Source organism: Streptomyces fragilis (assembly GCF_003112515.1).
GTDB lineage: Bacteria > Actinomycetota > Actinomycetes > Streptomycetales > Streptomycetaceae > Streptomyces > Streptomyces fragilis.
The window spans coordinates 259,156-282,591 of sequence record NZ_BEVZ01000002.1 but is presented as its reverse complement, the minus strand read 5'-3'; the positions used below and the strand labels follow the sequence as shown (position 1 = coordinate 282,591).

Sequence of the window (23,436 nt, the reverse complement as noted above, 5' to 3'; positions counted from 1 at the left end):
CGCGCGGGGTCCGGCGGCCGGGCGGCCCGGGCGGTCAGACGACCCGGATGCCGATGATGCAGGTGTCGTCGTCGGTGTCGGACTTGCTGTGGGTCAGCAGTCCGTCCAGCCGCTGTTCCAGGTTGAGGTTGGGCTTGCGGGCGTTGGTCAGCAGCCGGGTCAGCGAGTCCTGGACCGACTCGTCGCGGCGCTCGACCAGGCCGTCGGTGTACATCAGCAGCGTGTCACCGACGTCCAGCTGGAGCTCCGCCTCCTCGTAGGTCGCCTCGGAGAGGGCGCCCAGCAGGATGCCGCCGGCCGGCTGCAGCGGGGAGGCCTGCTCGCCGCGGATCAGGACCGGCGGCAGGTGCCCGGCGCGGGCCCAGCGCAGCGTGCGGGTCTCCGGGTCGTACAGGCCGCAGACGGCGGTCGCCGTGACGTGCTCGGTGAGGTAGTGCGCGACGATGTTCAGCCAGGCCAGCAGCTGGCCGGGACCGGCGCCGGTGACCGCGAGCCCGCGCATGGCGTTGCGCAGCACGACCATGCTGGTGGCGGCCTCGATGCCGTGGCCGGCGACGTCGCCGACGCACAGCATGACCTGCTTGGAGGGCAGCACCACCACGTCGTACCAGTCGCCGCCGACCATCGACTCCGACTCGGCCGGCCGGTAGCGGACCGCGACCTGCAGGCCGGGGCTGTCCATGCCGGAGTGGCTGGGCGGCATGATCGCGTGCTGGAGCTGCAGGGTGAGCCGGTTGCGTTCGGCGGCCTGCTGCTCGGTGTGGGCGAGCTGGTCGCGGGTGGCGGCCAGCGCGACCTCGGTCCAGTGCTGCGCCGAGATGTCCTGGTAGGCGCCGCGCACCGAGCGCAGCCGGTTGTCCTCGTCGAGGACGGGCTCGGCGACCACCCGGATGTGCCGGGTGATGCCGTCCGGCCGCTGCAGGCGGAAGGCGGCCGAGGCGGGCCTGCGGTGGTGCAGCACGGCGCGGACGAAGCGCCCGATGGACACGGCGTCGTCGGGGTGGGCGTGCGCCGCCATCTCCTCCAGCGGCACCGGGCGGGAGGTGTGCGGCAGGCCGTAGAGGTCGAAGAGCTGGTCGTTCCAGACGATCTCGCCGCTGAGGACGTTCTCCTCGAAGCCGCCGATCCGGCCGAGCCGCTGGGCGTGCTGGAGCAGGTTGGCCAGCCGCGCGGTGTCGTCCTCGACGCGCCAGATCAGCAGCACGCTGTTGCCGTGCCGGCTGACGCTGACGTCGACGATGGTGTCCAGCGGCACCTGGTCGACCAGGGTGGTCAGCGTCATCCGCCGCGAGCGGAACGCCTCGCCGGTCGCGTAGACCCGCTCGATCTTCTCGAAGAGGCCGCTCTCCCCCATGGCGAGCGGGTACGACTCGAGCAGCAGGGTGCCGCCGACCGCGTTGCGGGGCCGGCCCGCCGGGTCGGTGAACCGGCTGTTGACGTGGTGGATGCGGAAGTCGGCGAGCCGGCCGTCCGGCCACAGGTGCGGGGTGAGGACCAGTGCCGGGTCGTAGAGGCCCTCGGCGAGGTCGACCAACTCGGTCAGGTCCTGCGGCGTCTGCCAGGTGTCGGGCGCGGGGGTGGCGACGGAGCCCGGGCCGCCCTCGAGGGTGTGGGCGCACAGTTCGGCCAGCGCCTCGACCTGCCGCATGATCTGCGGGGGCTGCGGACCGAGCGGCTCGGGCCAGCAGATCTCCAGGATGCCGTGGACCCGGCCCCCGGTGCCGGCGGGCACGGCGATCCGCCCGCCGCGCGGGTTGTGGGACCAGCCGATGGAGGGCAGCGCGGAGGAGGGCTGCTTCTCGGCGCACACGGTGTCGCGTTCGGTGAGCGCCTGCCGGGCCAGCGTGCAGACGCCCGGAGGGACGTAGCGCCACCGGCCCGCCTCGTCCGCGGCGAAGCCGGCGTGACCGACCAGGGAGAGCGAGGCGTCGGCGCCGGCCGCCCAGACGGCCACCGCGGTGGCGCCCAGCGGGGTCAGCGCGTGCTCCAGCAGCGACTCGGCGACGGCCTGGGTGTCCCCGGCGGCCGCCGCGCCGCTCTCGGCGGTGCGCAGCCGGACCGCGACCGCGGCGGCGTCCTCGGCCTCGAGGACGTCCTGGTCCGCCTCGTCGTCCTGGCCGGTGGCGCGGCGGACGAAGTCGGCGGCGACCTCGGTGACGTGGTCGCGGGCCGCCTGGTTGACGATGTCCGCCGCCAGCTCCAGCTGGGAGAGCCCCGACTCCTCGGCGAGGGCCGCCAGCTGACGGCCGGCCGCGGTCGGCCCGCAGCCCAGCCGCTCGATCAGGACGCCCTTGGCGAGCTCGATCAGCGCCCGGCCGTCGGCCGCGGCCTGCGCGGCGCGGATCTCGTCGCGCAGCCGCGCCACCGTGGCGGCGAGCCGGCCCATGCCCCCGCCCTCGGCGTCCGGACCGGCGACGTGCTGCGTGTCGTGCCCCGTCCTGGCAGCGGGTACGCGCGACCCCTCCCCGGCGACGAGTTCGTCCGCCCGCACGGGGTGCGCGGAGTTGTCGGGAGTGCTCACGGTGGTGCTGACTCCTCGGTCGGCGGTGGACGGCTGGCGGGTGCGGGGCTTTCCTGGTCGTGGGCGGACGGTGCGGGGCGCGCGGCGCCCCGCACCACTGTCAGTCGGACAGCCAGCGCTCGATGCAGGCGATCAGGTCGTTGGCGTCCACGGGCTTGGTCACGTAGTCGCTGGCCCCCGAGGCCAGGGACTTCTCCCGGTCACCGGGCATGGCCTTGGCGGTCACGGCGATGATCGGCAGGTCCGTGTAGCGCGGGTCCTGGCGGATCGCGCTGGTGGCCGTGTACCCGTCCATCTCCGGCATCATCACATCCATCAGGATGAGATCGATCTCCGGGTGGGTGTGCAGCGACTCGATGCCCTTGCGGCCGTTCTCGGCGTGCAGCACCTCGATGCCCTGGAGCTCCAGGATGCCGCTGAGCGCGTACAGGTTGCGGGCGTCGTCGTCCACGACCAGCACGGTCCGCCCGGCGAGGCTGCCGGCCACGGTCCGCTCGGCGGGCCGCCGGTTCTCCTCCTGGCGTACCAGGGGCAGGACGTCGCCGGGCTCCTCCGCCGACAGGTGCAGGGTGATCCGCTCCCGCAGCTCGTCCAGGCTGGAGATCAGCTCCAGCGGACGCATCCGGGCGAGGAACTGCAGCTGCTGCTCCTGGGAGACGTCCAGGCGGCGGCTGTTGTGGGCGAGCACCGGCACCGTGGAGAGCGCGGTGTCGCCGTCCATCGCCTGCAGGAAGCGGATGGCCTCGTCGCGCGGCATGTCGATCTCGAGCACGACGCAGTGGAACGGGCCGGCGGCCAGGCTCTCGGCGGCCTCCTGGGCGCCCACCGCGGTGATCACCTCTATGTCGCCGGCCGGCTTACCGAGGCCGGCGCTGCCCGCCAGGTCGCCGACGGCGCTCTCGGCGACCAGGGAGAGCAGCCCGCGGCTGCGCTCCTCGACCACCAGGAGACGTCGCCGGGGGCGGGCGTCAGGCGTCGGGCGGGCGTCCTGGGTGATCACCTGGGACTCGTCGGCGGCGGCGGCGGTCAGCGCGGCCGGCGTGGGCGACGCGCCTATGGCGTTCTCCCAGTCCCCGCGGGAGACGGGGAGGTACAACGTGAAGGTGCTGCCCTCGCCGACCGTGGAGCGGGCCGTGACGGCGCCGCCCAGCAGGTGGGCGATCTCCCGGCTGATGGACAGGCCCAGGCCGGTGCCGCCGTACTTGCGGCTGGTGGTGCCGTCGGCCTGCTGGAACGCCCCGAAGATCGCCTCCAGGTGCTGCTCGGCGATGCCGATGCCGGTGTCCTTCACCTGGAAGGCGACGACCGGTCCGCCGCGGTGCACGAACGGCGGGACGTCCTCGGTCTCGGCCGTCTCGATGCGCAGCTCGACGCTGCCGTGCTCGGTGAACTTGACCGCGTTGGACAGAAGGTTGCGCAGCACCTGCCGCAGCCGGGAGTCGTCGGTGAGCAGCTGCTCGGGGACGCCGGGCGCGGTGGAGACGGTGAAGTCGAGGTTCTTCTGGGTCGTCATCGGCCGGAACGTGGCCTCGACGTACTCGACCAGCTGGCGCAGCGGCACCTGCTCGGGGTTGATGTCCATCTTGCCCGCCTCGACCTTGGACAGGTCGAGGATGTCGTTGATCAGCTGCAGCAGGTCGGAGCCGGCCGAGTGGATGATGCCCGCGTACTCGACCTGCTTGGGCGTCAGGTTGCGCGTCGGGTTCTGCGCGAGCAGCTGAGCCAGGATCAGGAGGCTGTTGAGCGGGGTGCGCAGCTCGTGGCTCATGTTGGCCAGGAACTCCGACTTGTACTTCGACGCCAGGGCCAGCTGCTGGGCGCGGGCCTCGAGTTCCTGACGGGCCTGCTCGATCTCCAGGTTCTTGGTCTCGATGTCGCGGTTCTGCGCGGCCAGCAGCGCGGCCTTCTCCTCCAGCTCGGCGTTGGAGCGCTGCAGTTCGTCCTGCTGGACCTGCAACTCCGCGGAGCGGGCCTGGAGTTCGGCGGTGAGCCGCTGGGACTCGTCGAGCAGCTCGTCGGTACGGGCGTTGGCGACGATGGTGTTGACGTTGACGCCGAGCGTCTCCATCAGCTGCTCCAGGAAGGCCTGGTGCACCTGCTTGAACGGCGAGAAGGAGCCCAGCTCTATGACGCCGAGCACCTGCTCCTCCACCACGATCGGGAGGACCACCAGGCTGCTCGGGACGGCCTCGCCGAGCCCCGAGGAGATGGCCACGTAGTCGGCGGGCACCTCCTGGACGACGATGGTGCGGCGGCTGCGCGCCGCCTGGCCGACCAGCGACTCGCCGAGCCGGTAGCGGGCGTGGCCCTCGAAGGCGGTGGGGCGTCCGTAGGAGCCGACCAGGCTCAGCTCGGTGTTCCCCTCGTTCTCCTCGGCGAGGTAGAAGGCGCCGTACTGGGCGGAGACCAGCGGGGTGAGCTCGTCCATGACGAGCTCGGCGACGACGGCGAGGTCGCGGTGGCCCTGCATCAGGGAGGAGAACTTCGCCAGGTTCGACTTGAGCCAGTCCTGCTCCAGGTTGGCCCGGGTGGTCTCGCGCAGGGACTCCACCATGGAGTTGATGTTGTCCTTGAGCTCGGCGACCTCGCCGGAGGCGTCGACCGTGATGGAGCGGGTCAGGTCGCCCTCGGCCACGGCGCTGGCGACCTCGGCGATCGCTCGCACCTGGCGGGTGAGGTTCCCGGCCAGCTCGTTGACGTTCTCGGTGAGGCGCTTCCAGGTGCCGGAGACGCCCTCGACCTCGGCCTGGCCGCCGAGGCGGCCCTCGCTGCCCACCTCGCGGGCGACGCGGGTGACCTCCGCGGCGAAGGCGGAGAGCTGGTCGACCATCGTGTTGATGGTGGTCTTGAGCTCCAGGATCTCGCCGCGCGCGTCGACGTCGATCTTCTTGGACAGGTCGCCCCTGGCCACGGCGGTGGTCACCAGGGCGATGTTGCGCACCTGGTTGGTCAGGTTGTTCGCCATGGAGTTGACGTTGTCGGTCAGGTCCTTCCAGGTGCCGGCCACGTTGGGCACCCGGGCCTGGCCGCCGAGCTGTCCCTCGGTGCCCACCTCGCGGGCCACGCGGGTGACCTCGTCGGCGAAGGCGGAGAGGGTGTCGACCATGGTGTTGATCACACCGGCCAGCGCGGCGACCTCGCCCTTGGCCTCGACGGTGATCTTCTGCGACAGGTCGCCCCTGGCGACCGCGGTGGCGACCTGCGCGATGGAGCGCACCTGGCTGGTCAGGTTGGAGGCCATCACGTTGACGTTGTCGGTGAGGTCCTTCCAGGTGCCGGAGACGCCGCGCACGGTCGCCTGGCCGCCCAGATTGCCCTCGGTGCCCACCTCGCGGGCCACCCGGGTGACCTCGTCGGCGAAGCCGGAGAGCTGGTCGACCATCGTGTTGATGGTCTCCTTCAGCTCGAGGATCTCGCCACGGGCGTCCACCCGGATCTTCTGCGTCAGGTCGCCCTGCGCGACCGCGGTGGTGACCTCGGCGATCGAGCGCACCTGGGCGGTGAGGTTGTCGGCCATGACGTTGACCGACTCGGTGAGGTCCTTCCAGGTGCCGGAGACGCCCTTGACGTCCGCCTGGCCTCCCAGCCGGCCCTCGGTGCCCACCTCGCGGGCGACGCGGGTCACCTCGTAGGAGAACGCGGAGAGCTGGTCGACCATCGTGTTGATGGTGTTCTTCAGCTCCAGGATCTCGCCGCGCGCGGTGACGGTGATCTTCTGCGACAGGTCGCCCTTGGCCACCGCGGTCGCGACCTGGGCGATGGAGCGCACCTGGGCCGTCAGGTTGCCGGCCATGAAGTTCACGGAGTCGGTCAGGTCGCGCCAGGTGCCGGAGACGCCCTTGACGTCCGCCTGGCCGCCGAGAATGCCCTCGGTGCCCACCTCGCGCGCCATGCGGGTGACCTCGTCGGCGAAGGAGGAGAGCTGGTCGACCATCGTGTTGATGGTGTTCTTCAGCTCCAGGATCTCGCCCCGGGCGTTGACGGTGATCTTCTGCGACAGGTCGCCCTTGGCGACCGCGGTGGTCACCTGGGCGATGTTGCGGACCTGGTCGGTCAGGTTGCCGGCCATGAAGTTCACGGAGTCGGTCAGGTCGCGCCACACGCCGCCGACGCCGGGCACCTCGGCCTGGCCGCCGAGGCGGCCCTCGCTGCCCACCTCGCGGGCCACGCGGGTGACCTCGTCGGCGAAGGAGGAGAGCTGGTCGACCATCGTGTTGACGGTGTTCTTCAGCTCCAAGATCTCGCCCCGGGCGTCGACGTCGATCTTCTGCGACAGGTCGCCCTTGGCCACCGCGGTCGCCACCTGGGCGATGTCGCGGACCTGGGTCGTGAGGTTGCCGGCCATGGCGTTCACCGAGTCGGTGAGATCCGCCCAGGTGCCGGAGACGCCGGGGACCTCGGCCTGACCGCCCAGGGTGCCCTCGGTGCCGACCTCGCGGGCCACCCGGGTCACCTCGGAGGTGAACAGGGAGAGCTGGTCGACCATCCCGTTGAAGACGGTGGCGATCTCGCCGAGGAGGCCGTCCTCCTCGTCGGAGAGCCGGGTCCCGAAGTCGCCGTCGCGTACCGCGGTCAGACCTGCCAGGAGCTGACGCAGCTCCGCCTCGCCGATCTTGCCGGCTCCGGTCTTCCCGCCCCCGCGCGAGGACCGCGACCGCGGTGCGCCACGCGTACCTTCGACCGCCGTCGCCTCAGCCACGCCCGACCTCTTTCCGTGTTGGTGCCATGACGAAGGGCCGCACGGCGAACTCCACGTATACCCGAAGTTCTCCGCTTCATGCTCACGGGATCGGCCCCCGTCGAACGACGATTCCGGAGGCTACTTCACCTTGTGAAGGAAGTGAAAACGCCCCCGGCGACCCCAGGTCGGCCAGGCTCCATTTCCGGCCGCCGCGGACCTTTTCCCCGGTCCACCGTACGACTCGGCCACGGCCCGTGCCACGAGGCCCCGGGCCGCCCGGCCCCCTCGGGCGGCCGTCGGAGGTCACCGAACCCTCGCGAAAAATTCGCAGGTGTGTGTCAGGCATGCTGGGGTATCGGAAGCCAGATGATGTCCGTCGTCCTACTTCCCGCGCGCCCCGCGCGGCCCTTCGGCCACGCTGTCCGCCCGGGTGGACGACGGCCGGCGGGCTCGTGAAAACCGCTGGTCATCAGGGCGCGTATCGAAGGAGCACAGCGGTGGCAGGGCAAGAAGAGTCGAGCAGACTGGTCGAACTGCTGACAGCGAAGGACGACCAGCTGGCCTCGGCATGGGTGGAGGCCGTCTCGCGCACGCTGCGCGGCCGGATCTCGCTGGCGGAACTCGAGCGCGAGCTGAACGAGCTGTACACGGCGCTGGTGGACGGACTGCGCCACGGCGCGTTCGACTGGCAGGGCGACGCGTACGCGGAGCTGCGGGCGCTGCTCGCCGAGCTGTCGCGCAGCCGCGCCCGGCAGGGGTTCACCCCCACCGAGACCGCGACCAGCGTGCTCGCCTGCAAGGACGTCCTGGCGCCGACGGTGGACACCGGGGCCGCGGACATCCACGCCTACCTGCAGCTCGGCAAGCTGATGGACGCGCTCGCGCTCTTCACGCTCGAGGTCTACGCCAAGACCCGCGAGGAGATCATCAGCGCGCAGTCCGAGCAGCTGATGGAGCTCTCCACCCCGGTGGTGAAGCTGTGGGAGGGCGTGGTGGCCGTCCCGCTGGTCGGCACCCTCGACTCGGCCCGCACCCAGGTGGTGATGGAGAAGCTGCTCCAGGCCCTGGTCGACGCGGACGCGGACCAGGCGATCATCGACATCACCGGCGTGCCCGCCGTGGACACCGAGGTCGCCCAGCACCTGCTGAAGACCGTGGTGGCCGCCCGGCTGATGGGTGCCGAGTGCATCATCTCCGGCATCCGCCCGCAGATTGCGCAGACCATCGTGGCCCTGGGCATCCAGTTCGGCGACATCGTCACCAAGGCGTCGCTCGCCGACGCCCTCAAGCACGCTCTCGGCCGCCGCGGCGGCGACCTGACCGGCAACGGCGGCCAGGCGTGACCGAGCGCGTACCCGTACTGAAGATCGGCGACGTCCTGCTGGTGTCCATCCAGGTGGACCTGGAGGACCAGATCGTCCTGGACCTGCAGGAGGACCTCGCCGGCCGGATCGTGGAGTCCGGGGCACGCGGCGTGGTGATCGACATCACCGCGGTCGAGATCGTCGACTCGTTCGTCGGCCGCATGCTCGCCACCACCGCCGCCATCTCCCGGATGCTCGACGCGGAGACCGTGGTCGTCGGCATGAGACCCGCCGTGGCGATCACCCTGGTCGAGCTGGGCCTGTCCCTCGGCGGCGTGCGGACCGCTCTCTCGCTGGAGAAGGGCCTCGCCATGCTGGCACGGCCGGGCGACCACCGTCCGGCACAGCGATGAAGGCGCCGCTGCCCGATCTCGACGCCGACGAAGAGACCATGCCGATCGACTCGAACGACGACGTCGTGCGGGCCCGCCAGCTGGTGCGTACCCTCGCCCAGCGCTGCAAGCTGTCGCTGGTCGACCAGACCAAGCTGGTCACCGCGGCGAGCGAGCTGGCGCGCAACACGCTCGTCTACGGCGGCGGCGGGGTCCTGCGCATCGGTCTGGTCCGGCGTGCCGGCCGGACCGGCGTGAGCGCGATCTTCGACGACGACGGTCCGGGCATCCCCGACATCGACCAGGCGCTGACCGACGGCTGGACCTCCGGCGGAGGTCTCGGTCTCGGTCTCAGCGGCGCACGCCGCCTGGTCGACGAGTTCACCCTGGACACCGAGGTCGGCGGCGGAACCCGGGTCGCGGTGACCAAATGGGCCCGCTGAGCTGGGAGGTCCTGGACGCGGAGGACGTCACCTGGCTCCGCGACCAGGAGTCCTTCCCGGCCGCGGCCCGGATCGCCGCCGTGACGGTGGCCCGGCGCATCGGCTTCGACGAGCAGCGGTGCGCCGAGGTCGCCCTCGCGGTGAGCGAGGCCGCGACCAACCTGCGCCGGCACGCCGTCGACGGTGCCCTCCTGCTCCGTGTCGTGCGCACGCCGCACGAGGCCGGCGTGGAGTTCGTCACGACCGACGCCGGTCCGGGCATGGCCGACGTGGCCAAGTCCCTCACCGACGGCACCTCCACCGCGGGCACCCTCGGCATCGGTCTGGGCGCGATATCCCGGCTCGCGGACGTCTTCCGGCTGCACTCGCTGCCGGGGCGGGGGACCGTCCTCACGGCCCGGTTCTGGAGGAGGCCGGCGGACCGGCGGCAGGAGCCGCCCGCCGGCACACCGCTGGTCGAGGGCCTGACGCGGACGATCACCGGCGAGGAGGTCTGCGGCGACGCCTGGGCGGCGCGCCTGGTCGGCGCGCGGGACGAGTGCCAGGCGGCCGCCTCCCTGCCGGTCGGTTCCGAGGCGCCCGACGACGAGGCGTCCGCCGGACGTACCGCGAAGCCCGCCCGGCACCTGGGGTGGGCCGAACTCACCGGTCTGCGGCCCCCGCCCGAGGACGCCACCCCGCTGCGGGACCGGAGTGCCCCGCGCGCTGCCCGTGCCGTGACCGCGTCCGGCGAGCGGGCCGTCCTGGTCATGTGCTGCGACGGCCTGGGTCACGGGCCGCTCGCCGGGCGTGCCGCGCAGGCCGCGGTCACCGCGTTCCGCAACTCGGCGTCGGATCAGCCCGAGGGCGTGCTCCAGGACGTGCACAAGGCGCTGCGCGGCAGCCGCGGCGGCGCGATCGCCGTGGCGCGGATCGAGCCCGCGACCCGCAGCGTGTTCTTCTGCGGCGTCGGCAACATCAGCACCTTCGTCGTCGACCCGGCGACCGAGACGCGGCGTTCCCTGCTGTCCGCGCCGGGGATCGTGGGTCACCAGATGCCGACCCTGCGCACCGTCCGGCTGGACCTGCCGCCGCAGGGCGCGGTGGTGATGCACTCCGACGGTCTCACCGAGCGCTGGCAGCCTTCGGACCTGCCCGGTTTCCTCGACCACACGCCACTGGTGGCGGCCGCCCAGCTGCTGCGCGAGGCGGGCGTCCGCCGCGACGACGCCGGCGTCGTCGTGGCCAAGGGGCCGTGGTGAGCACAGCCTCGTCCCCCGGGGCGGTTCCGCTGGTCTCGCTGTCCCTCACCACCGAGCAGGACGTCTTCGTGCTGCGCCGCAGCGGCAAGACGGCGGCCCGGTCGCTCGGCGTGGAGCCGCAGGACCAGATCCGCCTGGCCACCGCTCTCAGCGAGCTGGGCCGGGACCTGATCGGGTCCTGCGAGCTGACGGTCTCCTGCACCCTGGTCGGCCGAACGCGCCCCCGCCTGCGTTTCGCGCTGGTGTGGAAGGACGGCCCGGGTCCGGGTGCGGAGGCGCTGCGGGCCGCCTCCCGGCTGGTGGCGCTGGAGCACCTGCCCGTGGAGCGGAGCCTGGTGATCGAGCAGCCGCTGGGCGTGGACGCCCCCGCGCCCGCCCTCGTCGAGCGCACCCGTCAGGCCCTGCGGACCCACAAGGGGGCGACCGCGGTGGAGGACGCGCGGGCGCAGACCGTCGACCTGATAGCGGCGCTGGAGGAGTCGCGGGCCCAGCGCGAGGAGCTGCGCCGGCTCAACGCCGAGCTTGAGGAGACCAACCGCGGTGTGATGGCCCTGTACTCGGAGCTCTCCGAGGAGCTGGAGGAGACCAACCGGGGCGTCGTCGCGCTGTACGCCGAGCTGGAGGAGAAGTCGCGCCAGCTGCGGGAGGCGAGCGAGGCGAAGACCCGGTTCTGGGCCAACGTCAGCCACGAGCTGCGCACCCCGGTCAACGCCGTGGTGGGTCTGGCGCGGATGCTGCTGGAGTTCGACGCGGAGCGGCTCGACGAGGAGCAGCACCGGCAGGTCTCCCTGATCGCCGCCTCGGGCGCGACGCTGCTCGCGCTCGTCGACGAGCTGCTGGACGTCGCGAAGGCGGAGTCGGGCCGGCTGGAGCCGAACTGGGGGCCGGTGGACCTGCGGGCGCTGCTCGGTCAGCTGACGGGCGTGCTGCGCGGGTACGCGCGGCACGGCGACGCCGAGCTGGTCGTGGCCGAGCCGGAGCTGACCGTGGTCAGCGACGAGGTGATGCTCACCCGCGTCCTGCGCAACCTGCTCTCCAACGCGCTGAAGTTCACCGAGTCCGGCACGGTGCGGCTCGACGTCGCCACCGAGGGCGGCGCGGGGGACGAGTTCGTGGTCTTCACCGTCACGGACACCGGCGTGGGCATACCCGAGGCGGAGCAGCAGCAGATCTTCGAGGAGTTCTACCAGGTGCGCGGGCCGCATCAGCGGGGCCGCTCCGGCACCGGTCTGGGCCTGCCGTACGCGCGCCGGCTGACCGAGCTGCTCGGCGGCACCCTCGCGCTGACCAGCGCCCCGGGGCAGGGCACCGAGGTCACCGTGCGGCTGCCGGTGCGGTCCTCGCCGTCCGGGGCGGGAGGCGAGGTGGCGGGCGGTCCGCTGCTGGCCGTCCTGGTGACGGCGGACGACGACGACGCCTTCCGCGCCGCCGTCCGGCCGCTGCTGGAACAGCTGGCGGAGCGGGTCGTCGAGGTGGACCGGGGCGGCCGCACGTGCGCGGTGGTCCGCGAGGAGCGCCCGGACGCGGTCCTGCTGGACCTGCAGATGCCGGACCTGGACGGCTACGCGGTGCTGGCCGAGCTCGCCGCCGACCCGGAGCTGCGCGGCGTCCCGGTCGTCGTGGTCACCTCGGCACGGTGGGAGAGCCTGGACCACGGCCGTCTCCGGCACGCCCGCACGGTGCTGGACAAGGCGTCCCTGTCGCCGGCGCAGCTCACGGCGGTCTTCACCGAGCACGTGCTGCGCGGGGACCGGGCGGAGCGGGGGGACGGGGCGGAGCGGGGGGAGAGCAGGACACAGGGGGCGATCAGGAAGGACCCACGGTCGTGAGCCCCTGTCTTCAGCACGACAGCGCCGTCGCCAAGGTGATGGTGCTCGACGACAACGACACCAAGCGCTACATCATCAGCAGCTGGCTGCGCCGGGCGGGCCACACGGTGGTGGAGGCCGCCGACGGCACGGAGGGCCTGGCCCTGCTGGCCGCGGCGGCGGACGGGGAGCTGCCGGAGCTGGCCGTGGTGGACGTGCGGCTGCCCGACATGAGCGGCTTCGAGGTCTGCGAGCAGATCAAGGCGGACCCGCGCACCGCCTCGCTGCCGGTCATCCACATCTCGGCGACCGCCATCGAGGTGAGCGACCGCGCCCAGGGCCTGCACCGGGGCGCCGACGCGTACCTCACGGAGCCGATCGCCCCGGACGAGCTGCTGGCCACCGTCACCGCCGCGCTGCGCTACGCGCGGGCCCGCCGCCGCGCCGAGCGGCTGGCGGCCCGGGTGGCGGCCCTCAACAGCAGCACCCTGGCGGTGTACGCGGCCAGGGACGGCCGCGCGTTCACCGAGGCGGCCGCGGCGGGCGCGGCCACGCTGATGGGGTCGCCCGCGGTGGCCGTGGCGCTGAGCCCGGACAACCGCCTGCTGCACCTGGCCTCCGCGGAGCGCGCGCCGGGACACGGGCCCGTCCCGGCGGGCGACGCCCCGCCGGTGCGCATGTCCGCCCCGGAGCCGCGGCTGCTGGACCTGCTGGCCGGCCGGGTGCTCGGCGACGGCACCGGCACGGCGACGGCGATACTGCCGGCGGCCGAGTGGCGTGCCCTGGTGTGCCGGGAGGGCGACGCCGCCGGGGCGGACGTCTTCCCCGGCGAGGTCGCCCTGATACTGGCCCGCACCAAGAAGGGCCGGCCTCCGTTCGCGCTCGCCGTGGACGCCGAGACGCTGGTCGACGACCGGGAGCTGCTGTCGCAGCTGGCCCAGGCGTGCGCGCTGGCACTGGAGGCGCTGCGCTCGCGCAGCGAGGAACACGCGCTGGTGCTCACCCTCCAGCGCACCTTCCTCCCGGACCGGCTCCCGGAGCTGCCGGGCGTCGACCTCGCGGTGCGCTACGAGCCGGCGGCCGACGACTCGGAGATCGGCGGCGACTTCTACGAGGTGATCGAGACGCCGGCCGGTCTGCTGCTGGCCATCGGCGACGTGGCGGGGCACTCCCTGCAGGCGGCGATGATCATGGGCGAGGTGCGGCACGCGCTGCGCGCCTACGCCATCGAGGGCCACGACCCGCGCACCCTGCTGGACCGGCTGGACGCCCTGCTCACCCGGCTGCGGCCGGCGATCACCGTCACCGTCTGCCTGGTGCTGGTGGAGCCCGGCGCCCGCCGGGTCCACGTCGCGAACGCGGGCCACATCCCGCCGCTGCTGCGGCACCCGGACGGCTCCACGCGCTATCTGACCGAGCACGGCCCGCTGCTGGGCCTGAACCTGCGGCATCCGCCGGGGGTGAGCCACGACGTGCCGGAGGGCTCGACGCTGCTGCTCCTCACCGACGGCCTGGTCGAGGTGCCCGGCGTGGACCTCACCGAGAGCCTCGACGAACTGGGGGCGACCCTCGCCGAGGCCCCGCGCGAGATCGAGGAGCTGTGCGACGTGCTCCTGGACCGGTTCGGCAAGGGCAAGACGGACGACATCGCCCTGCTCGCGGCACGGCTGCACTGACCGCCCCCGAGGCCACCGGCCGTCCGGTGTCAGGCGCCGTGGCGTGCGCGCCCGCGCCTGCGCAGGACGACCAGCAGGTCCACCGCGGCCAGCAGCGCGACCAGCGCGCACACCACGGTGAAGGCGACCAGCATGCCGCGGTCGGGGCTCTCCCCGGGCCCTGCGTCGGCGGCCCAGAGGGCGAAGAGGACCGTCAGCGCGACGAAGACCGGCAGGAAGACGGCCGACAGCAGCAGGCGCAGCCCGAGCGCGCTGCGCGCGGTGACCGGTTCCGTGCCGCTGCGGCGCGAGCGCCGGTCGGCCGCCCGGCGGTCACCGCGCGCGGGGTCCTGGCGGCCGGGGCCGTCGCCGCTCATGAGGACGCCTCCTGTCGCCTCGACGCGTCGAGGATCCGGATCACCTCGTCGTCGCCCACCTGTTCGAAGTCCTCGTACCAGAGCCCGACCGCCTGGAAGTCCGGCGGCTGCCGCAGGCAGATCACGTCGTCGGCCTCCGCCCGCAGAGCGGCGGCGGCCTGCGGGGCGCCGACGGGGACGGCGAGGATCAGCCGGGAGGGTTCCCGGCGGCGCAGGTGGCGCAGCGCGGCGCGGGCTGTGACGCCGGTGGCCAGGCCGTCGTCGACGAGGATCACCGCCCGGTGCAGGACGTCCGGCAGGGGCCGCTCGCCCCGGTAGCGCAGGGAGCGCCGCCGCACCTCCTCCCGCTCCCGGGCCACGTCCGCGGCGAGGCGTTCCTCGCTCAGGCCCAGCATGTCCAGCGACGTCCGGTCGAACAGGGGCGGGTCGTCGCCGACGACGGCGCCGATGCCGACCTCGGGCCGGCCGGGCACGCCGATCTTGCGCACCACCAGCACGTCCAGCGGCGCGCCGAGGGCGCGGGTGACCTCGGCGGCCACCGGTACGCCGCCACGGGGCAGCGCGAGGACGACGGGCTCGAAGAGTTCGCCGTCGGAGGCCCACTGCATGAGCCGGAATCCGAGTTCCTGGCCGGCTTCCCGGCGGTCGTGGAATCGCATGAACGTCTCGTCTCCTCGCTCCCCCGTAACGGGTCGTCCCCCCCTGTCGGCCGCGGTCAGCCGTGCACCGCGAGGTGCTCCTGGAACCAGTCGGCCGCGGCCCGCGTGACCTCCTCGAGCGCGCCGGGTTCCGGGAAGAGGTGGGTCGCGCCGCCCACGACGTGGACGCGGTGGACGCCGGGCAGGTGCATGGCGGCCTGCCGGTTGAGGTCGAGGACCGTCTCGTCGTGCCCGCCGACGATCAGCAGCACCGGTGCGCCGACCCGCGCCAGCGCGTCACCGGCCAGGTCGGGGCGGCCGCCCCGGGAGACGACCGCGCCGACCGCGCCCGGCCGTCCGGCCGCCGCCGTGAGGGCGGCGGCCGCCCCGGTGCTCGCGCCGAACAGGCCGACCGGCAGGCCGGCGGTGTCCGGGTCGCTGCCCAGCCAGTCCACGGCGTCGGCGAGCCGCCCGGAGAGCAGGGCGATGTCGAAGCGGAGCGCCGCCGTGGCGGTGTCCTCGCGTTCCTCGGCAGGCGTCAGCAGGTCCATCAGGAGGGTCGCGAACCCCGCCCGGCGCAGTCCCTCGGCGACCGCGCGGTTGCGGGGGCTGAGGCGTGAGCTGCCGCTGCCGTGGGCGAACAGCACCACGCCGCGCGCCCCCGGTGGGACGGCGAGGTCGCCGTCCAGGGTCACCCCCTGGGAGGGGAGTTCGGCGCTGCGGGACGTCATGGCGGTTCATCTCCCTGTGCTGCCGGCGTCGCCCTGCTTCCGGGCCCGACGCACCACGGCGTGCGGGCCCGCGCCGGAGCCGCGCGTCCTGCTCAGGCCGACGGGTGCGCCGCGCTCCGGCGTCCCGGCCCGGGTACCCCGTCCGGGGCCGCGCGTACCGGGCCGAGCGCCGCAGCGGACCCGGCGCCGGGCCGGCGTGCCGGCCGCCAGGTCGCCACCAGCGCCCCGGCCAGCAGCAGCTCGGCGAGGTCGCCGCCCCAGTACATGAGTTCCGCGCCCTGCCGGACCTCGGCGACCGGGGCGTCGACGTACACGTGGAACCCGCCGTACAGGGCCTGCGAGATCAGCGCGTGCGCGGCGATCGCGGCCCCGAGGTACACCAGCCGGGCCGGCACCCCGGGGCGGGCGGGCGCCGGGTCCGGTCCGGCGACGGCGTGGGCGAAGAGGCAGCCGGACGCGAGCAGGTGCAGGTGCAGCAGCCAGTGCCCGGCCGGGTGCGCCATGAGGGTGCCGTACAGAGGGGTGAAGTACAGCGGCACCAGCGAGCCGGTGCTCAGCAGCAGCGCCACCGCCGGGTGGGAGAGGAAGCGGGCCGGCGGGCTGTGCAGCACCGCCGTCACCCGGCGGGCGGACGCGGCGGGCAGCACCCGCAGCAGCAGGGTGACCGGCGCGGCCAGCACCAGGGCGAGCGGGGCGTACATCCCGATCAGCAGGTGCTGGGCCATGTGCGCGCGGAAGTCGGAGTGCGCCGCCGGTCCCAGCGGGGGCAGCAGCGCCACGGCGAGCAGTGCCAGACCGGCCAGGAAGGACACCGTGCGGCGGGTGTTCCAGCCGCGCGCCGGGTTGCGGCGCCGGGCCCGCCGCACGGCGAGGAGGAAGCCGCACGCCAGGGCGGCCAGGACCAGCAGGACCGGCAGGGCGGACGCGGAGCCCAGGAGCTCGGGCACCCCGGGGTCGCCGCCGCCGTCGTGGTGGTGGTGCGGCCCGTGCTCCATCAGACGCCGTGGCCGCGGGCCGTCCGGCCGGCCTCACGCGGGGCGGACGGGTCGACCGCGCGGCCGCGGCGCCGCACCAGGTGGCCGACCGCCATCAGCAGGACGCCGAGCACCAGGAACCCGGCGTCCCACCACGCCTGGTGCGCACCGGCGCGCACGTGGTGCACGCCGAGGATCTGATGGTTCAGCAGGCCCTCGGCGATGTTGAAGACGCCCCAGCCGAACAGCACCCATCCCCAGAGCACCGGCGAGGTCCACACCGCCCGCCGGTCGTGCGTCACCCTGCCGTACAGGACGGCGAGACCCGCCAGCACCAACAGCCAGCAGAGCGCGTGGAAGATGCCGTCCCAGACGGTGTTCATCTCCAGCCCCGGCACGGTCCCCGGGTCGTAGTACCGGATCCCGACGCGGTCCTGGTCGGTGCTGCTGAGCAGGTGGTGCCACTGCAGGATCTGGTGGAGGAGGATGCCGTCGACGAACCCTCCGAGACCCGCCCCCAGCAGGATGCCGGGCAGCCGGAGACCGCTGGGCGTCGCCGTGCGCGCCTGCGCGCCGTCCTGTGTCTCCATGCCTGTCCTTCCGTCCCCGCCGGGCGGGTCCCACGCGGTGTCCCGGGCACGGTTTCCCTGCGGTCGGGTTCCGAACCACCGGGGGTGGGGTCGGGCACCCGGTCGGACCACCTGCGCACGCGCCGGAGCGCGTGGTGAGGCAAGAGTTGTCCCATGGCAGACAACGGTGAGCGGCGACGCGCCTCGGCCACGGCCACCAGGCGTGCTCCCCGGGAGCGCAGGGTCCGCAGCGCGGTCGAGGCGGCGCGGTGCGCCGCCGACGAGCTGGCGGCACTCGTCCACCATCCGCAGGAGGGCGTGTCGGCGGTCCGCCGGAGCGAGGAGGGCGGCTGGAGCGTCGTCCTCGACGTGCTGGAACTGGCCCGCATCCCCGACACCACCAGCCTGCTCGCGACCTACGAGGTGGAACTGGACGCCGACGGCCGGATGGTCCAGTACTGCCGCACCGCTCGCTACCGGCGCGGGGGCGCCGACCAGTAGGCGGCCGCACCCCTTCCGGAAGGAACGCCCATGACCGTCGTGACTCCGTCCCCGTACGCCGACGAACTGGCCTGCGTGCCGCGCGCGGGCACTCTGTACGACGTCCTCGACCTGATCCTCGACCGCGGCATGGTCATCGACGTGTTCGTCCGGGTCTCCCTGGTCGGCATCGAGATCATAAAGATCGACGCCCGCATCGTCGTGGCGAGCGTCGACACCTATCTGCGGTTCGCCGAGGCCTGCAACCGTCTCGACCTGGAGCGGACCTCCCGCAGCAAGACCGTGCCGGAACTCTTCGGCGGCGGGGCCGTGGGCAGGACGGCCGTCAAGGCGGGCGCCCGCAAGGCCGGCCGCTCGCTGGGCGACAAGGTGCGCGGCGTGCTCGGCACGGACGCGCCGGCCGACGAGGACGCCGAGGACGCCGGCTACGCCGAGGGCGCCGCGGACGAGGACCTCGGCGAGGAGGAGTACGAGGAGAGGCCCCGGCAGCGCCGCCGCAGGGCCGACGACGACCGCCGCCGCCCGGCCGGGGCCGCCCGGGACCGTGGGCGCGACCGCGACCGGGACCGGGAGCGCGACCGGGACCGGCCGCGCGCACGCCGCCGTTCGGAGGCCTGACCGTGGCCACCACTGCTTCCACCGTCCCCTCCGGCGGCGCCCCCGCGGCGCCGCCGGCCGCCGGCGGCTCCCTGTACGTCTACGGGATCGCGGCGGCCGGGGTCCGGGCGCCCCGCTCCCGGGGCGTGGACGGAGCCGCCGTCCGCCTGCTGACCTCCGGGTCCCTGTCCGCGGCGGTCTCCTCGGCCCCCGCAGCGATCCGGGCCCGCCGCCGCCACCTCGCGGCGCACCAGTCGGTGCTCGACGAGCTGGCCCGGCAGGGCCCCGTCCTGCCCATGCGCTTCGCCGTGCTCGCCCACGACGAGGAGACGCTGCTGTCCTACCTCCGGGACCAGCGGCCGCGGTTCGAGGAGCAGCTGGAGCGGATCCGGGGCTGCGTCGAGATGAACGTCAAGGGGCACACCGTGCCGGGATGCTTCGAGGACCTGGTCCTGCGGGACGAGGGGCTGCGCGAACTGGCCCGGCGCACCCGCCGCCGCCCCGACTACGACGCCAACGTCCGGCTGGGTGAGGCCCTGGCCCGGGCGGTCACCCGGGAGGCGCGGCTCGCCGCCCGCGAGGTGCTGGACCGGCTGACACCGCTGGCGCGCCGCACGGCGCGCGGCGAGGTGGACGACACAGTCGTCCTGAGCGCCTCGTTCCTGGTGCCGGCGGAGGCCGAGCAGCGTTTCCGGCGTGCCGTCGAGGAGCAGGCCCGGCGCCAGGGCCCCCGGCTCGCGCTCTCTCTGACCGGACCGCTGCCCTGTTACAGCTTCGTGGACGCCCCCATCACGACGGGGCCGGCGGCGGGCCGTGCGCGGCCGGCCGGAGCGGGCCCCACCAGGCTCACGAGGTCCGCCGGCTCCGCCAGGCCCGCCGGCTCCGTCAGGTCCGCGAGCTCGGTCGGGTCCACCAGGCCCGCAGCCGGTACCGGGACCAGGGGGTAGGGGGCGTGGGGCTGTTCACCGAGATCCTGCTGCTGCCCTTCGCCCCGGTCCGGGGAACCGTGTGGATCGCCGACCAACTGGCCCGCGAGGCCGACCGCCAGGCCCGCGACCCGCGTCTGGTGCAGGCGCGGCTGGCGGCGCTGCACCGCGCCCTGGACGAGGGCGAGATCGACGAGGCGGCCTTCGAGAAGGAGGAGGACCGCCTCCTGAGGTTGCTGGAGAACCCTGTTCGCCGCGTGGGCGGCCGGCCCGCCACCGGCACCCGCACCCGTACTCCCGAGGGACTTCGATGAACCAGAACTGCAAGGCGGCGATGGCCGCGGCCGTCGCCGGTGGATACCTCCTCGGCCGGACGAAGAAGGCCAAGCTGGCCCTGGCCGTCGGCACCTACCTGGCGGGGCGGCGCTTCAGCATGTCCCCCACCCAGCTCGCCACCCAGGGCCTCACCAAGCTGCGGGAGACCCCGCAGTTCCAGGACCTCGCCGACCAGGTGCGCCACGAGGTGGTGGAGGCCGGCCGCGCCGCGGTCACCGCGGCCGCCCGCCGCAAGCTCCTCGACCTCAGCGACTCGCTGCGCGACCGCGGCGAGCGTCTCTCCGGTGCGGCCGAGGGCCGCGGGGACGAAGACGCCGACGACCGCGACGACCGTGACGACGAGGACGACGCGTACGACGAGGAGCCGTCCGGCGAAGACCGCGAGGAGGACGCCGACGACTACGCGGACGAGGACGGGGAGGACGAGGAGGACGACGACGGGCCCGCCGCCGGCGCGGGCGTCCCGCGGCGGACCTCCGCCGGCTCCGCGGGCCTGCGCAACTCCGCGGCCGACCGGGGCAGCGCGCGCAGGGCCACGGTGCGCCGCGCGGCCTCGACCGGGCCGGCGGTGGCCAACGCGGCGGTGAAGAAGAAGACGGCGGCCAGATCCGGCTCGGCGTCCGGCTCCGGCTCTCGGCGAGGGAAGTGAACGGCATGGCGAACGGACGACAGGAACGCGGCGGCGGCCGGGACGAAGGGCTGCCGATCGACGAACTGAAGGACGCCTTCAGCGAGTTGCTCGGAGCGCTGGGCAGCAGCCTGGTGTCGAAGGCGGGTGACCGGCTCAGCGGCGTGACCGAGCGGCTCCTCGACTCGGCGGACGGCCTGGGCGACAAGGCCGAGAAGGCGGGCGGCCTGGGCCGCATCGCCGGACGGGTCGTCAAGGGCGAGAACCCGGCGAAGGTCATGCTCTCCGAGAAGGTCAAGGGCATGAAGGACAACGTCAAGGACAAGCTGACGGGCGGAGGCGGCGGCGGAGGAGGCGGAGGAAAGGGCGGCGGGGGGAGCGGCAAGGCCACCAACATCGTCGAGGTCCTCGACGTGGCCGTCCCGTTGCGCACGGCCTACGACCAGTGGACGCAGTTCGAGGAGTTCAGCGGCTTCACCAAGGGTGTCCGCGGGGTGAGCCAGAAGGACGAGATCACCTCCGACTGGAACCTGAAGGTCGGCCCCTCCAGCCGCAGTTGGAAGGCCACCGTCCAGGAGCAGATCCCGGACGACCGGATCGTGTGGAGCTCCGAGGGCGCCAAGGGCACCACCCGCGGCGCGGTCACCTTCCACGAACTCGCCCCGCGGCTGACCCGCATCGTGCTGGTGGTGGAGTACTTCCCGTCGGGCTTCTTCGAGAAGACCGGCAACCTGTGGCGCGCCCAGGGCCGCCGCCTGCGCCTGGACCTCAAGCACTTCGCGCGCCACGTCACGCTCCACGGCGACGAGGAGCTGGAGGGCTGGCGCGGCGAGATCCGCGAGGGCGAGGTGGTCCGCAGCCACGAGGAGGCGATGGAGGACGAGGAGAACGCCCGGGAGGAGGGCCGGGAGGACGAGGCGGACGACTCGCTCGACGACGAGCCCTACGGCGACGAGGGCGAGGAGCCGTACGACGACGAGGAGGAGGACGAGGACGCGGAGGACGACGACGAGTACGCCGACGAGGAGGACGTCGACGACGACGAACGGGCCGCGTACGACGACGAGGACGAGGACGACACGGACGACGACGAGCGGTCCGGGGACTCCGAGTCCGACGAGGACGGTGAGGAGAGCGAACCGGAGGAGGGCCGGCCCCGGCGGCGCCGCGGTCGCGGCCGCGGCAGGCGGGGAGCGTCGTGACGGAGGTGACCGACTGGGTGGACCCCACGGCCACGACGGTCCACGTCCCGGGGCCCAACAACAGCACCCTCGCCGACCTCCTGGAACGCATCCTCGACAAGGGCGTGGTCATCGCGGGCGACATCAAGGTCGACCTGCTGGACATCGAGCTCCTGACCATCCGGCTGCGCCTGTTCATCGCCTCCGTCGACACGGCGAAGCGGGCGGGCATCGACTGGTGGGAGACCGACCCCGCGATGTCCTCCCGCGCCGCCCGGGACGCCCTGGCCGAGGAGAACGAGACGCTGCGCGAACGCCTGGCGGCCCTGGAACGCCGCCTCGACGGCGAGGGCGGACACGACACCGGCACGCCCACGCGCAGCGACACCGGCACACCCGCGCACACGCAGACGCAGACGCAGACGCAGACGAACCCGTACACGGAGAGCCCCACCCGATGAGCAGCAGCGACACCGGCACCGTCACGTACCTCTTCGCCCTGTGTGCATCCCGCCCGCCCCGCGAGGCGCTCTCCGCCGTCCCCGGACACCCAGGGGGCGGCCCCCTGCGCACCCTGGAGGCGGGGGAGGTGGTCCTCGTGGTGCAGGACGTGCCCGCCGGCGACTTCCAGGAGCAGGCGCTGACCGAGCGGCTCGACCGTTCCGAGGAGCTGGAGCGGTGCGCGCTCGCCCACCACCGGGGCGTGGCGGCGGCCGCGTCCCACGGGCCGGTCGTGCCGCTGCCGTTGGCCACGGTCTACCTGAGCGACGACAACGCGGTGGCGGCGGTGACCGCCCGGGAGGAGACCGTCCTGGCAGCCCTCAAGCGGCTGGCCGGCCGGACCGAGTGGGCGGTCAAGGTGCACGCCTCCGTCCGGGAGGCGCCCGCTCCCCCCTCCCCGCCTCCCCCCTCCCCCGCTCCCTCCTCCTCCGGTTCCGCCGAGCAGCCCGCCACGGCCGGTGCGGGGGGCGGCCGGAGCTACCTCAGCCGGGCGAGCGCCCGGCGGCGCGTGCTGCGGGACCGGCAGGAGAGGGCCCGGGCACTCGCCCTCACCGTCGACCGGGCGTTGCGGGCGTACGCCGTGGACGCGGCCTCCCACCGCCCGCAGAGCGAGCAGCTGACCGGCGTCAAGGCCCCGCAGCTGCTGAACGCGGCCTACCTGGTCGACGACGCCCGCCGCGCGGAGTTCGTCGGCGCGCTGGAGCAGCTGCGCGCCGACGAGCGGCTGCGTGCGGTGGAGATCAGCTGGTCGGGGCCGTGGGTCCCCTACTCCTTCGCCCGTCCGGAGCAGCCGGCCGCCACGGCGGGGGCGGGGGCGGGGGCGCCGTGATCCTTCCCGACGCGCGGGAGGACGGCCTCCCGCCCACCGTCCCCTGGGACGGGGAGGAGCCCTACGCGCCGGTCGGCCTGCCCCTGGTCGACCTCCTCGACCGGGTGCTCGGCACCGGCGTGGTGATCAGCGGCGACCTGGTCATCGCCATCGCCGACGTTCCGCTGGTCCGGCTCTCCCTGCGTGCCCTGCTCTCCTCCGTCTCCGCCCGCGTCCCCTCCCCCTGGGCCGACAGCGGCCCCCTGTGAGGCTCCCGTGAACCCCGCTCCCCTCCCCCGCGACGGCACCCTCGACCTCGACCCCGAACGGGTCGCCGACGGCCTGGCCGAACTCGTCCTCACCGTGGTCGAACTGCTGCGGCAGCTCATGGAGAAGCAGGCGATCCGCCGCTTCGAGGAGGGCACCCTCACGCCCGGGCAGGAGGACCGGCTGGGCACCGCCCTGATGCTGCTGGAGCAGCGCATGGACGACCTCTGTGCCCAGCACGGCCTCCGCCGCGACGACCTCAACCTCGACCTGGGTCCGCTGGGCTCCCTGCTCTGACCACGCTCCGACCGGCCGCGCCCCGGCCACACCCCGCCCGCACTTGTATGCCCTTTGTAT

General features: G+C 73.8%; 23 protein-coding genes. 16 read left to right on the top strand and 7 right to left on the bottom strand.

Features of this window, described 5'->3' with window-relative positions:
• Positions 1 to 34 precede the first annotated feature (34 nt).
• Entirely contained in the window at positions 35 to 2,521 is a 2,487-nt protein-coding gene (locus Sfr03f_RS03325; protein WP_245967377.1) for a SpoIIE family protein phosphatase, read from the bottom strand.
• A gap of 100 nt (positions 2,522 to 2,621) precedes the next feature.
• Entirely contained in the window at positions 2,622 to 7,220 is a 4,599-nt protein-coding gene (locus tag Sfr03f_RS03320; protein ID WP_108952173.1) for a hybrid sensor histidine kinase/response regulator, read from the bottom strand.
• Between the two features lie 479 nt (positions 7,221 to 7,699).
• Between Sfr03f_RS03320 and Sfr03f_RS03315 the strand changes: the two genes are divergently transcribed.
• Genes Sfr03f_RS03315 through Sfr03f_RS03290 form a run of 6 tightly spaced genes read left to right on the top strand, consistent with a single transcriptional unit; the run spans position 7,700 to position 14,066 of the window.
• Positions 7,700 to 8,545, top strand: a complete 846-nt coding sequence (locus tag Sfr03f_RS03315) for an STAS domain-containing protein (RefSeq protein ID WP_245967376.1) — start codon at positions 7,700 to 7,702, stop codon at positions 8,543 to 8,545.
• Positions 8,542 to 8,919 (top strand): STAS domain-containing protein, encoded by a 378-nt coding sequence (locus Sfr03f_RS03310; protein ID WP_108952171.1) that lies wholly within the window; start codon positions 8,542 to 8,544, stop codon positions 8,917 to 8,919. The genes Sfr03f_RS03315 and Sfr03f_RS03310 overlap by 4 nt, the downstream gene beginning before the upstream one ends.
• Complete coding sequence (locus Sfr03f_RS03305; protein ID WP_108952170.1) at positions 8,916 to 9,341, top strand: anti-sigma regulatory factor; 426 nt, start codon at positions 8,916 to 8,918, stop codon at positions 9,339 to 9,341. The genes Sfr03f_RS03310 and Sfr03f_RS03305 overlap by 4 nt, the downstream gene beginning before the upstream one ends.
• A complete protein-coding gene (locus Sfr03f_RS03300; protein WP_108952169.1) occupies positions 9,329 to 10,582 on the top strand; it encodes an ATP-binding SpoIIE family protein phosphatase in 1,254 nt (417 codons plus the stop codon). Before Sfr03f_RS03305 ends, Sfr03f_RS03300 begins: the two co-directional genes overlap by 13 nt.
• Positions 10,579 to 12,411, top strand: coding sequence for an ATP-binding response regulator (locus Sfr03f_RS03295; protein ID WP_108953407.1), 1,833 nt, complete (start codon positions 10,579 to 10,581; stop codon positions 12,409 to 12,411). The genes Sfr03f_RS03300 and Sfr03f_RS03295 overlap by 4 nt, the downstream gene beginning before the upstream one ends.
• A gap of 38 nt (positions 12,412 to 12,449) precedes the next feature.
• On the top strand, positions 12,450 to 14,066 hold the full coding sequence (locus Sfr03f_RS03290) for a fused response regulator/phosphatase (protein ID WP_108953406.1): 1,617 nt from the start codon (positions 12,450 to 12,452) through the stop codon (positions 14,064 to 14,066).
• A gap of 29 nt (positions 14,067 to 14,095) precedes the next feature.
• Here Sfr03f_RS03290 and Sfr03f_RS03285 read toward each other — a convergent pair whose 3' ends face one another.
• The 5 genes from Sfr03f_RS03285 to Sfr03f_RS03265 all read right to left on the bottom strand — a co-directional run bounded on the left by Sfr03f_RS03285 (position 14,096) and on the right by Sfr03f_RS03265 (position 17,355).
• Positions 14,096 to 14,422: a DUF6343 family protein gene (locus tag Sfr03f_RS03285; protein WP_170145027.1), complete on the bottom strand. Its 327-nt coding sequence runs from the start codon at positions 14,420 to 14,422 to the stop codon at positions 14,096 to 14,098.
• A complete protein-coding gene (locus Sfr03f_RS03280) occupies positions 14,419 to 15,081 on the bottom strand; it encodes a phosphoribosyltransferase (protein WP_108952168.1) in 663 nt (220 codons plus the stop codon). Before Sfr03f_RS03280 ends, Sfr03f_RS03285 begins: the two co-directional genes overlap by 4 nt.
• A 56-nt stretch (positions 15,082 to 15,137) precedes the next feature.
• Positions 15,138 to 15,791, bottom strand: coding sequence for a dienelactone hydrolase family protein (locus Sfr03f_RS03275; RefSeq protein ID WP_108952167.1), 654 nt, complete (start codon positions 15,789 to 15,791; stop codon positions 15,138 to 15,140).
• A gap of 92 nt (positions 15,792 to 15,883) precedes the next feature.
• A complete protein-coding gene (locus Sfr03f_RS03270; RefSeq protein ID WP_108952166.1) occupies positions 15,884 to 16,786 on the bottom strand; it encodes a cytochrome c oxidase assembly protein in 903 nt (300 codons plus the stop codon).
• A complete protein-coding gene (locus Sfr03f_RS03265; RefSeq protein ID WP_108952165.1) occupies positions 16,786 to 17,355 on the bottom strand; it encodes a DUF2243 domain-containing protein in 570 nt (189 codons plus the stop codon). Before Sfr03f_RS03265 ends, Sfr03f_RS03270 begins: the two co-directional genes overlap by 1 nt.
• Before the next feature lie 153 nt (positions 17,356 to 17,508).
• On the opposite strand from Sfr03f_RS03265, the gene Sfr03f_RS03260 reads away from it, so the two are divergent.
• From Sfr03f_RS03260 to Sfr03f_RS03215, 10 genes are read left to right on the top strand one after another with little or no spacing between them, the layout of a single operon-like run.
• Positions 17,509 to 17,835, top strand: a complete 327-nt coding sequence (locus Sfr03f_RS03260) for a gas vesicle protein GvpO (protein WP_108952164.1) — start codon at positions 17,509 to 17,511, stop codon at positions 17,833 to 17,835.
• A 30-nt stretch (positions 17,836 to 17,865) separates the two neighbouring features.
• Positions 17,866 to 18,453: a gas vesicle protein GvpJ gene (gene gvpJ / locus Sfr03f_RS03255; RefSeq protein ID WP_108952163.1), complete on the top strand. Its 588-nt coding sequence runs from the start codon at positions 17,866 to 17,868 to the stop codon at positions 18,451 to 18,453.
• A 2-nt stretch (positions 18,454 to 18,455) separates the two neighbouring features.
• Positions 18,456 to 19,379, top strand: a complete 924-nt coding sequence (locus Sfr03f_RS03250) for a GvpL/GvpF family gas vesicle protein (RefSeq protein WP_245967375.1) — start codon at positions 18,456 to 18,458, stop codon at positions 19,377 to 19,379.
• A 5-nt stretch (positions 19,380 to 19,384) separates the two neighbouring features.
• A complete protein-coding gene (locus tag Sfr03f_RS03245; protein ID WP_108952162.1) occupies positions 19,385 to 19,672 on the top strand; it encodes a gas vesicle protein GvpG in 288 nt (95 codons plus the stop codon).
• Positions 19,669 to 20,343 (top strand): hypothetical protein, encoded by a 675-nt coding sequence (locus Sfr03f_RS03240; RefSeq protein ID WP_108952161.1) that lies wholly within the window; start codon positions 19,669 to 19,671, stop codon positions 20,341 to 20,343. The genes Sfr03f_RS03245 and Sfr03f_RS03240 overlap by 4 nt, the downstream gene beginning before the upstream one ends.
• A gap of 5 nt (positions 20,344 to 20,348) precedes the next feature.
• Positions 20,349 to 21,524 carry an SRPBCC family protein gene (locus Sfr03f_RS03235; RefSeq protein WP_108952160.1) on the top strand — a complete coding sequence of 392 codons (1,176 nt, stop codon included), beginning with the start codon at positions 20,349 to 20,351 and terminating at the stop codon, positions 21,522 to 21,524.
• 5 nt (positions 21,525 to 21,529) lie between these two features.
• Complete coding sequence (gvpJ, locus tag Sfr03f_RS03230; protein WP_108953404.1) at positions 21,530 to 21,964, top strand: gas vesicle protein GvpJ; 435 nt, start codon at positions 21,530 to 21,532, stop codon at positions 21,962 to 21,964.
• Positions 21,961 to 22,833 carry a GvpL/GvpF family gas vesicle protein gene (locus Sfr03f_RS03225; RefSeq protein ID WP_108952159.1) on the top strand — a complete coding sequence of 291 codons (873 nt, stop codon included), beginning with the start codon at positions 21,961 to 21,963 and terminating at the stop codon, positions 22,831 to 22,833. Before gvpJ (Sfr03f_RS03230) ends, Sfr03f_RS03225 begins: the two co-directional genes overlap by 4 nt.
• Positions 22,830 to 23,081 (top strand): gas vesicle protein, encoded by a 252-nt coding sequence (locus tag Sfr03f_RS03220; RefSeq protein ID WP_170145026.1) that lies wholly within the window; start codon positions 22,830 to 22,832, stop codon positions 23,079 to 23,081. The genes Sfr03f_RS03225 and Sfr03f_RS03220 overlap by 4 nt, the downstream gene beginning before the upstream one ends.
• Before the next feature lie 7 nt (positions 23,082 to 23,088).
• The gene (locus tag Sfr03f_RS03215) at positions 23,089 to 23,376 is read left to right on the top strand and encodes a gas vesicle protein K (RefSeq protein ID WP_108952158.1); all 288 of its coding nucleotides are present in this window, start codon (positions 23,089 to 23,091) and stop codon (positions 23,374 to 23,376) included.
• Positions 23,377 to 23,436 lie beyond the last annotated feature (60 nt).

Coding starts and splice junctions, on each gene's coding strand:
- Sfr03f_RS03285 (WP_170145027.1), bottom strand. CDS start 14,422: ATGAGCGGCGACGGCCCCGGCCGCCAGGACCCCGCGCGCGGTGACCGC.
- Sfr03f_RS03300 (WP_108952169.1), top strand. CDS start 9,329: ATGGGCCCGCTGAGCTGGGAGGTCCTGGACGCGGAGGACGTCACCTGG.
- Sfr03f_RS03305 (WP_108952170.1), top strand. CDS start 8,916: ATGAAGGCGCCGCTGCCCGATCTCGACGCCGACGAAGAGACCATGCCG.
- Sfr03f_RS03260 (WP_108952164.1), top strand. CDS start 17,509: ATGGCAGACAACGGTGAGCGGCGACGCGCCTCGGCCACGGCCACCAGG.
- Sfr03f_RS03275 (WP_108952167.1), bottom strand. CDS start 15,791: ATGACGTCCCGCAGCGCCGAACTCCCCTCCCAGGGGGTGACCCTGGAC.
- Sfr03f_RS03270 (WP_108952166.1), bottom strand. CDS start 16,786: ATGGAGCACGGGCCGCACCACCACCACGACGGCGGCGGCGACCCCGGG.
- Sfr03f_RS03240 (WP_108952161.1), top strand. CDS start 19,669: ATGAACCAGAACTGCAAGGCGGCGATGGCCGCGGCCGTCGCCGGTGGA.
- Sfr03f_RS03235 (WP_108952160.1), top strand. CDS start 20,349: ATGGCGAACGGACGACAGGAACGCGGCGGCGGCCGGGACGAAGGGCTG.
- gvpJ (WP_108952163.1), top strand. CDS start 17,866: ATGACCGTCGTGACTCCGTCCCCGTACGCCGACGAACTGGCCTGCGTG.
- Sfr03f_RS03280 (WP_108952168.1), bottom strand. CDS start 15,081: ATGCGATTCCACGACCGCCGGGAAGCCGGCCAGGAACTCGGATTCCGG.
- Sfr03f_RS03290 (WP_108953406.1), top strand. CDS start 12,450: ATGGTGCTCGACGACAACGACACCAAGCGCTACATCATCAGCAGCTGG.
- Sfr03f_RS03265 (WP_108952165.1), bottom strand. CDS start 17,355: ATGGAGACACAGGACGGCGCGCAGGCGCGCACGGCGACGCCCAGCGGT.
- Sfr03f_RS03225 (WP_108952159.1), top strand. CDS start 21,961: ATGAGCAGCAGCGACACCGGCACCGTCACGTACCTCTTCGCCCTGTGT.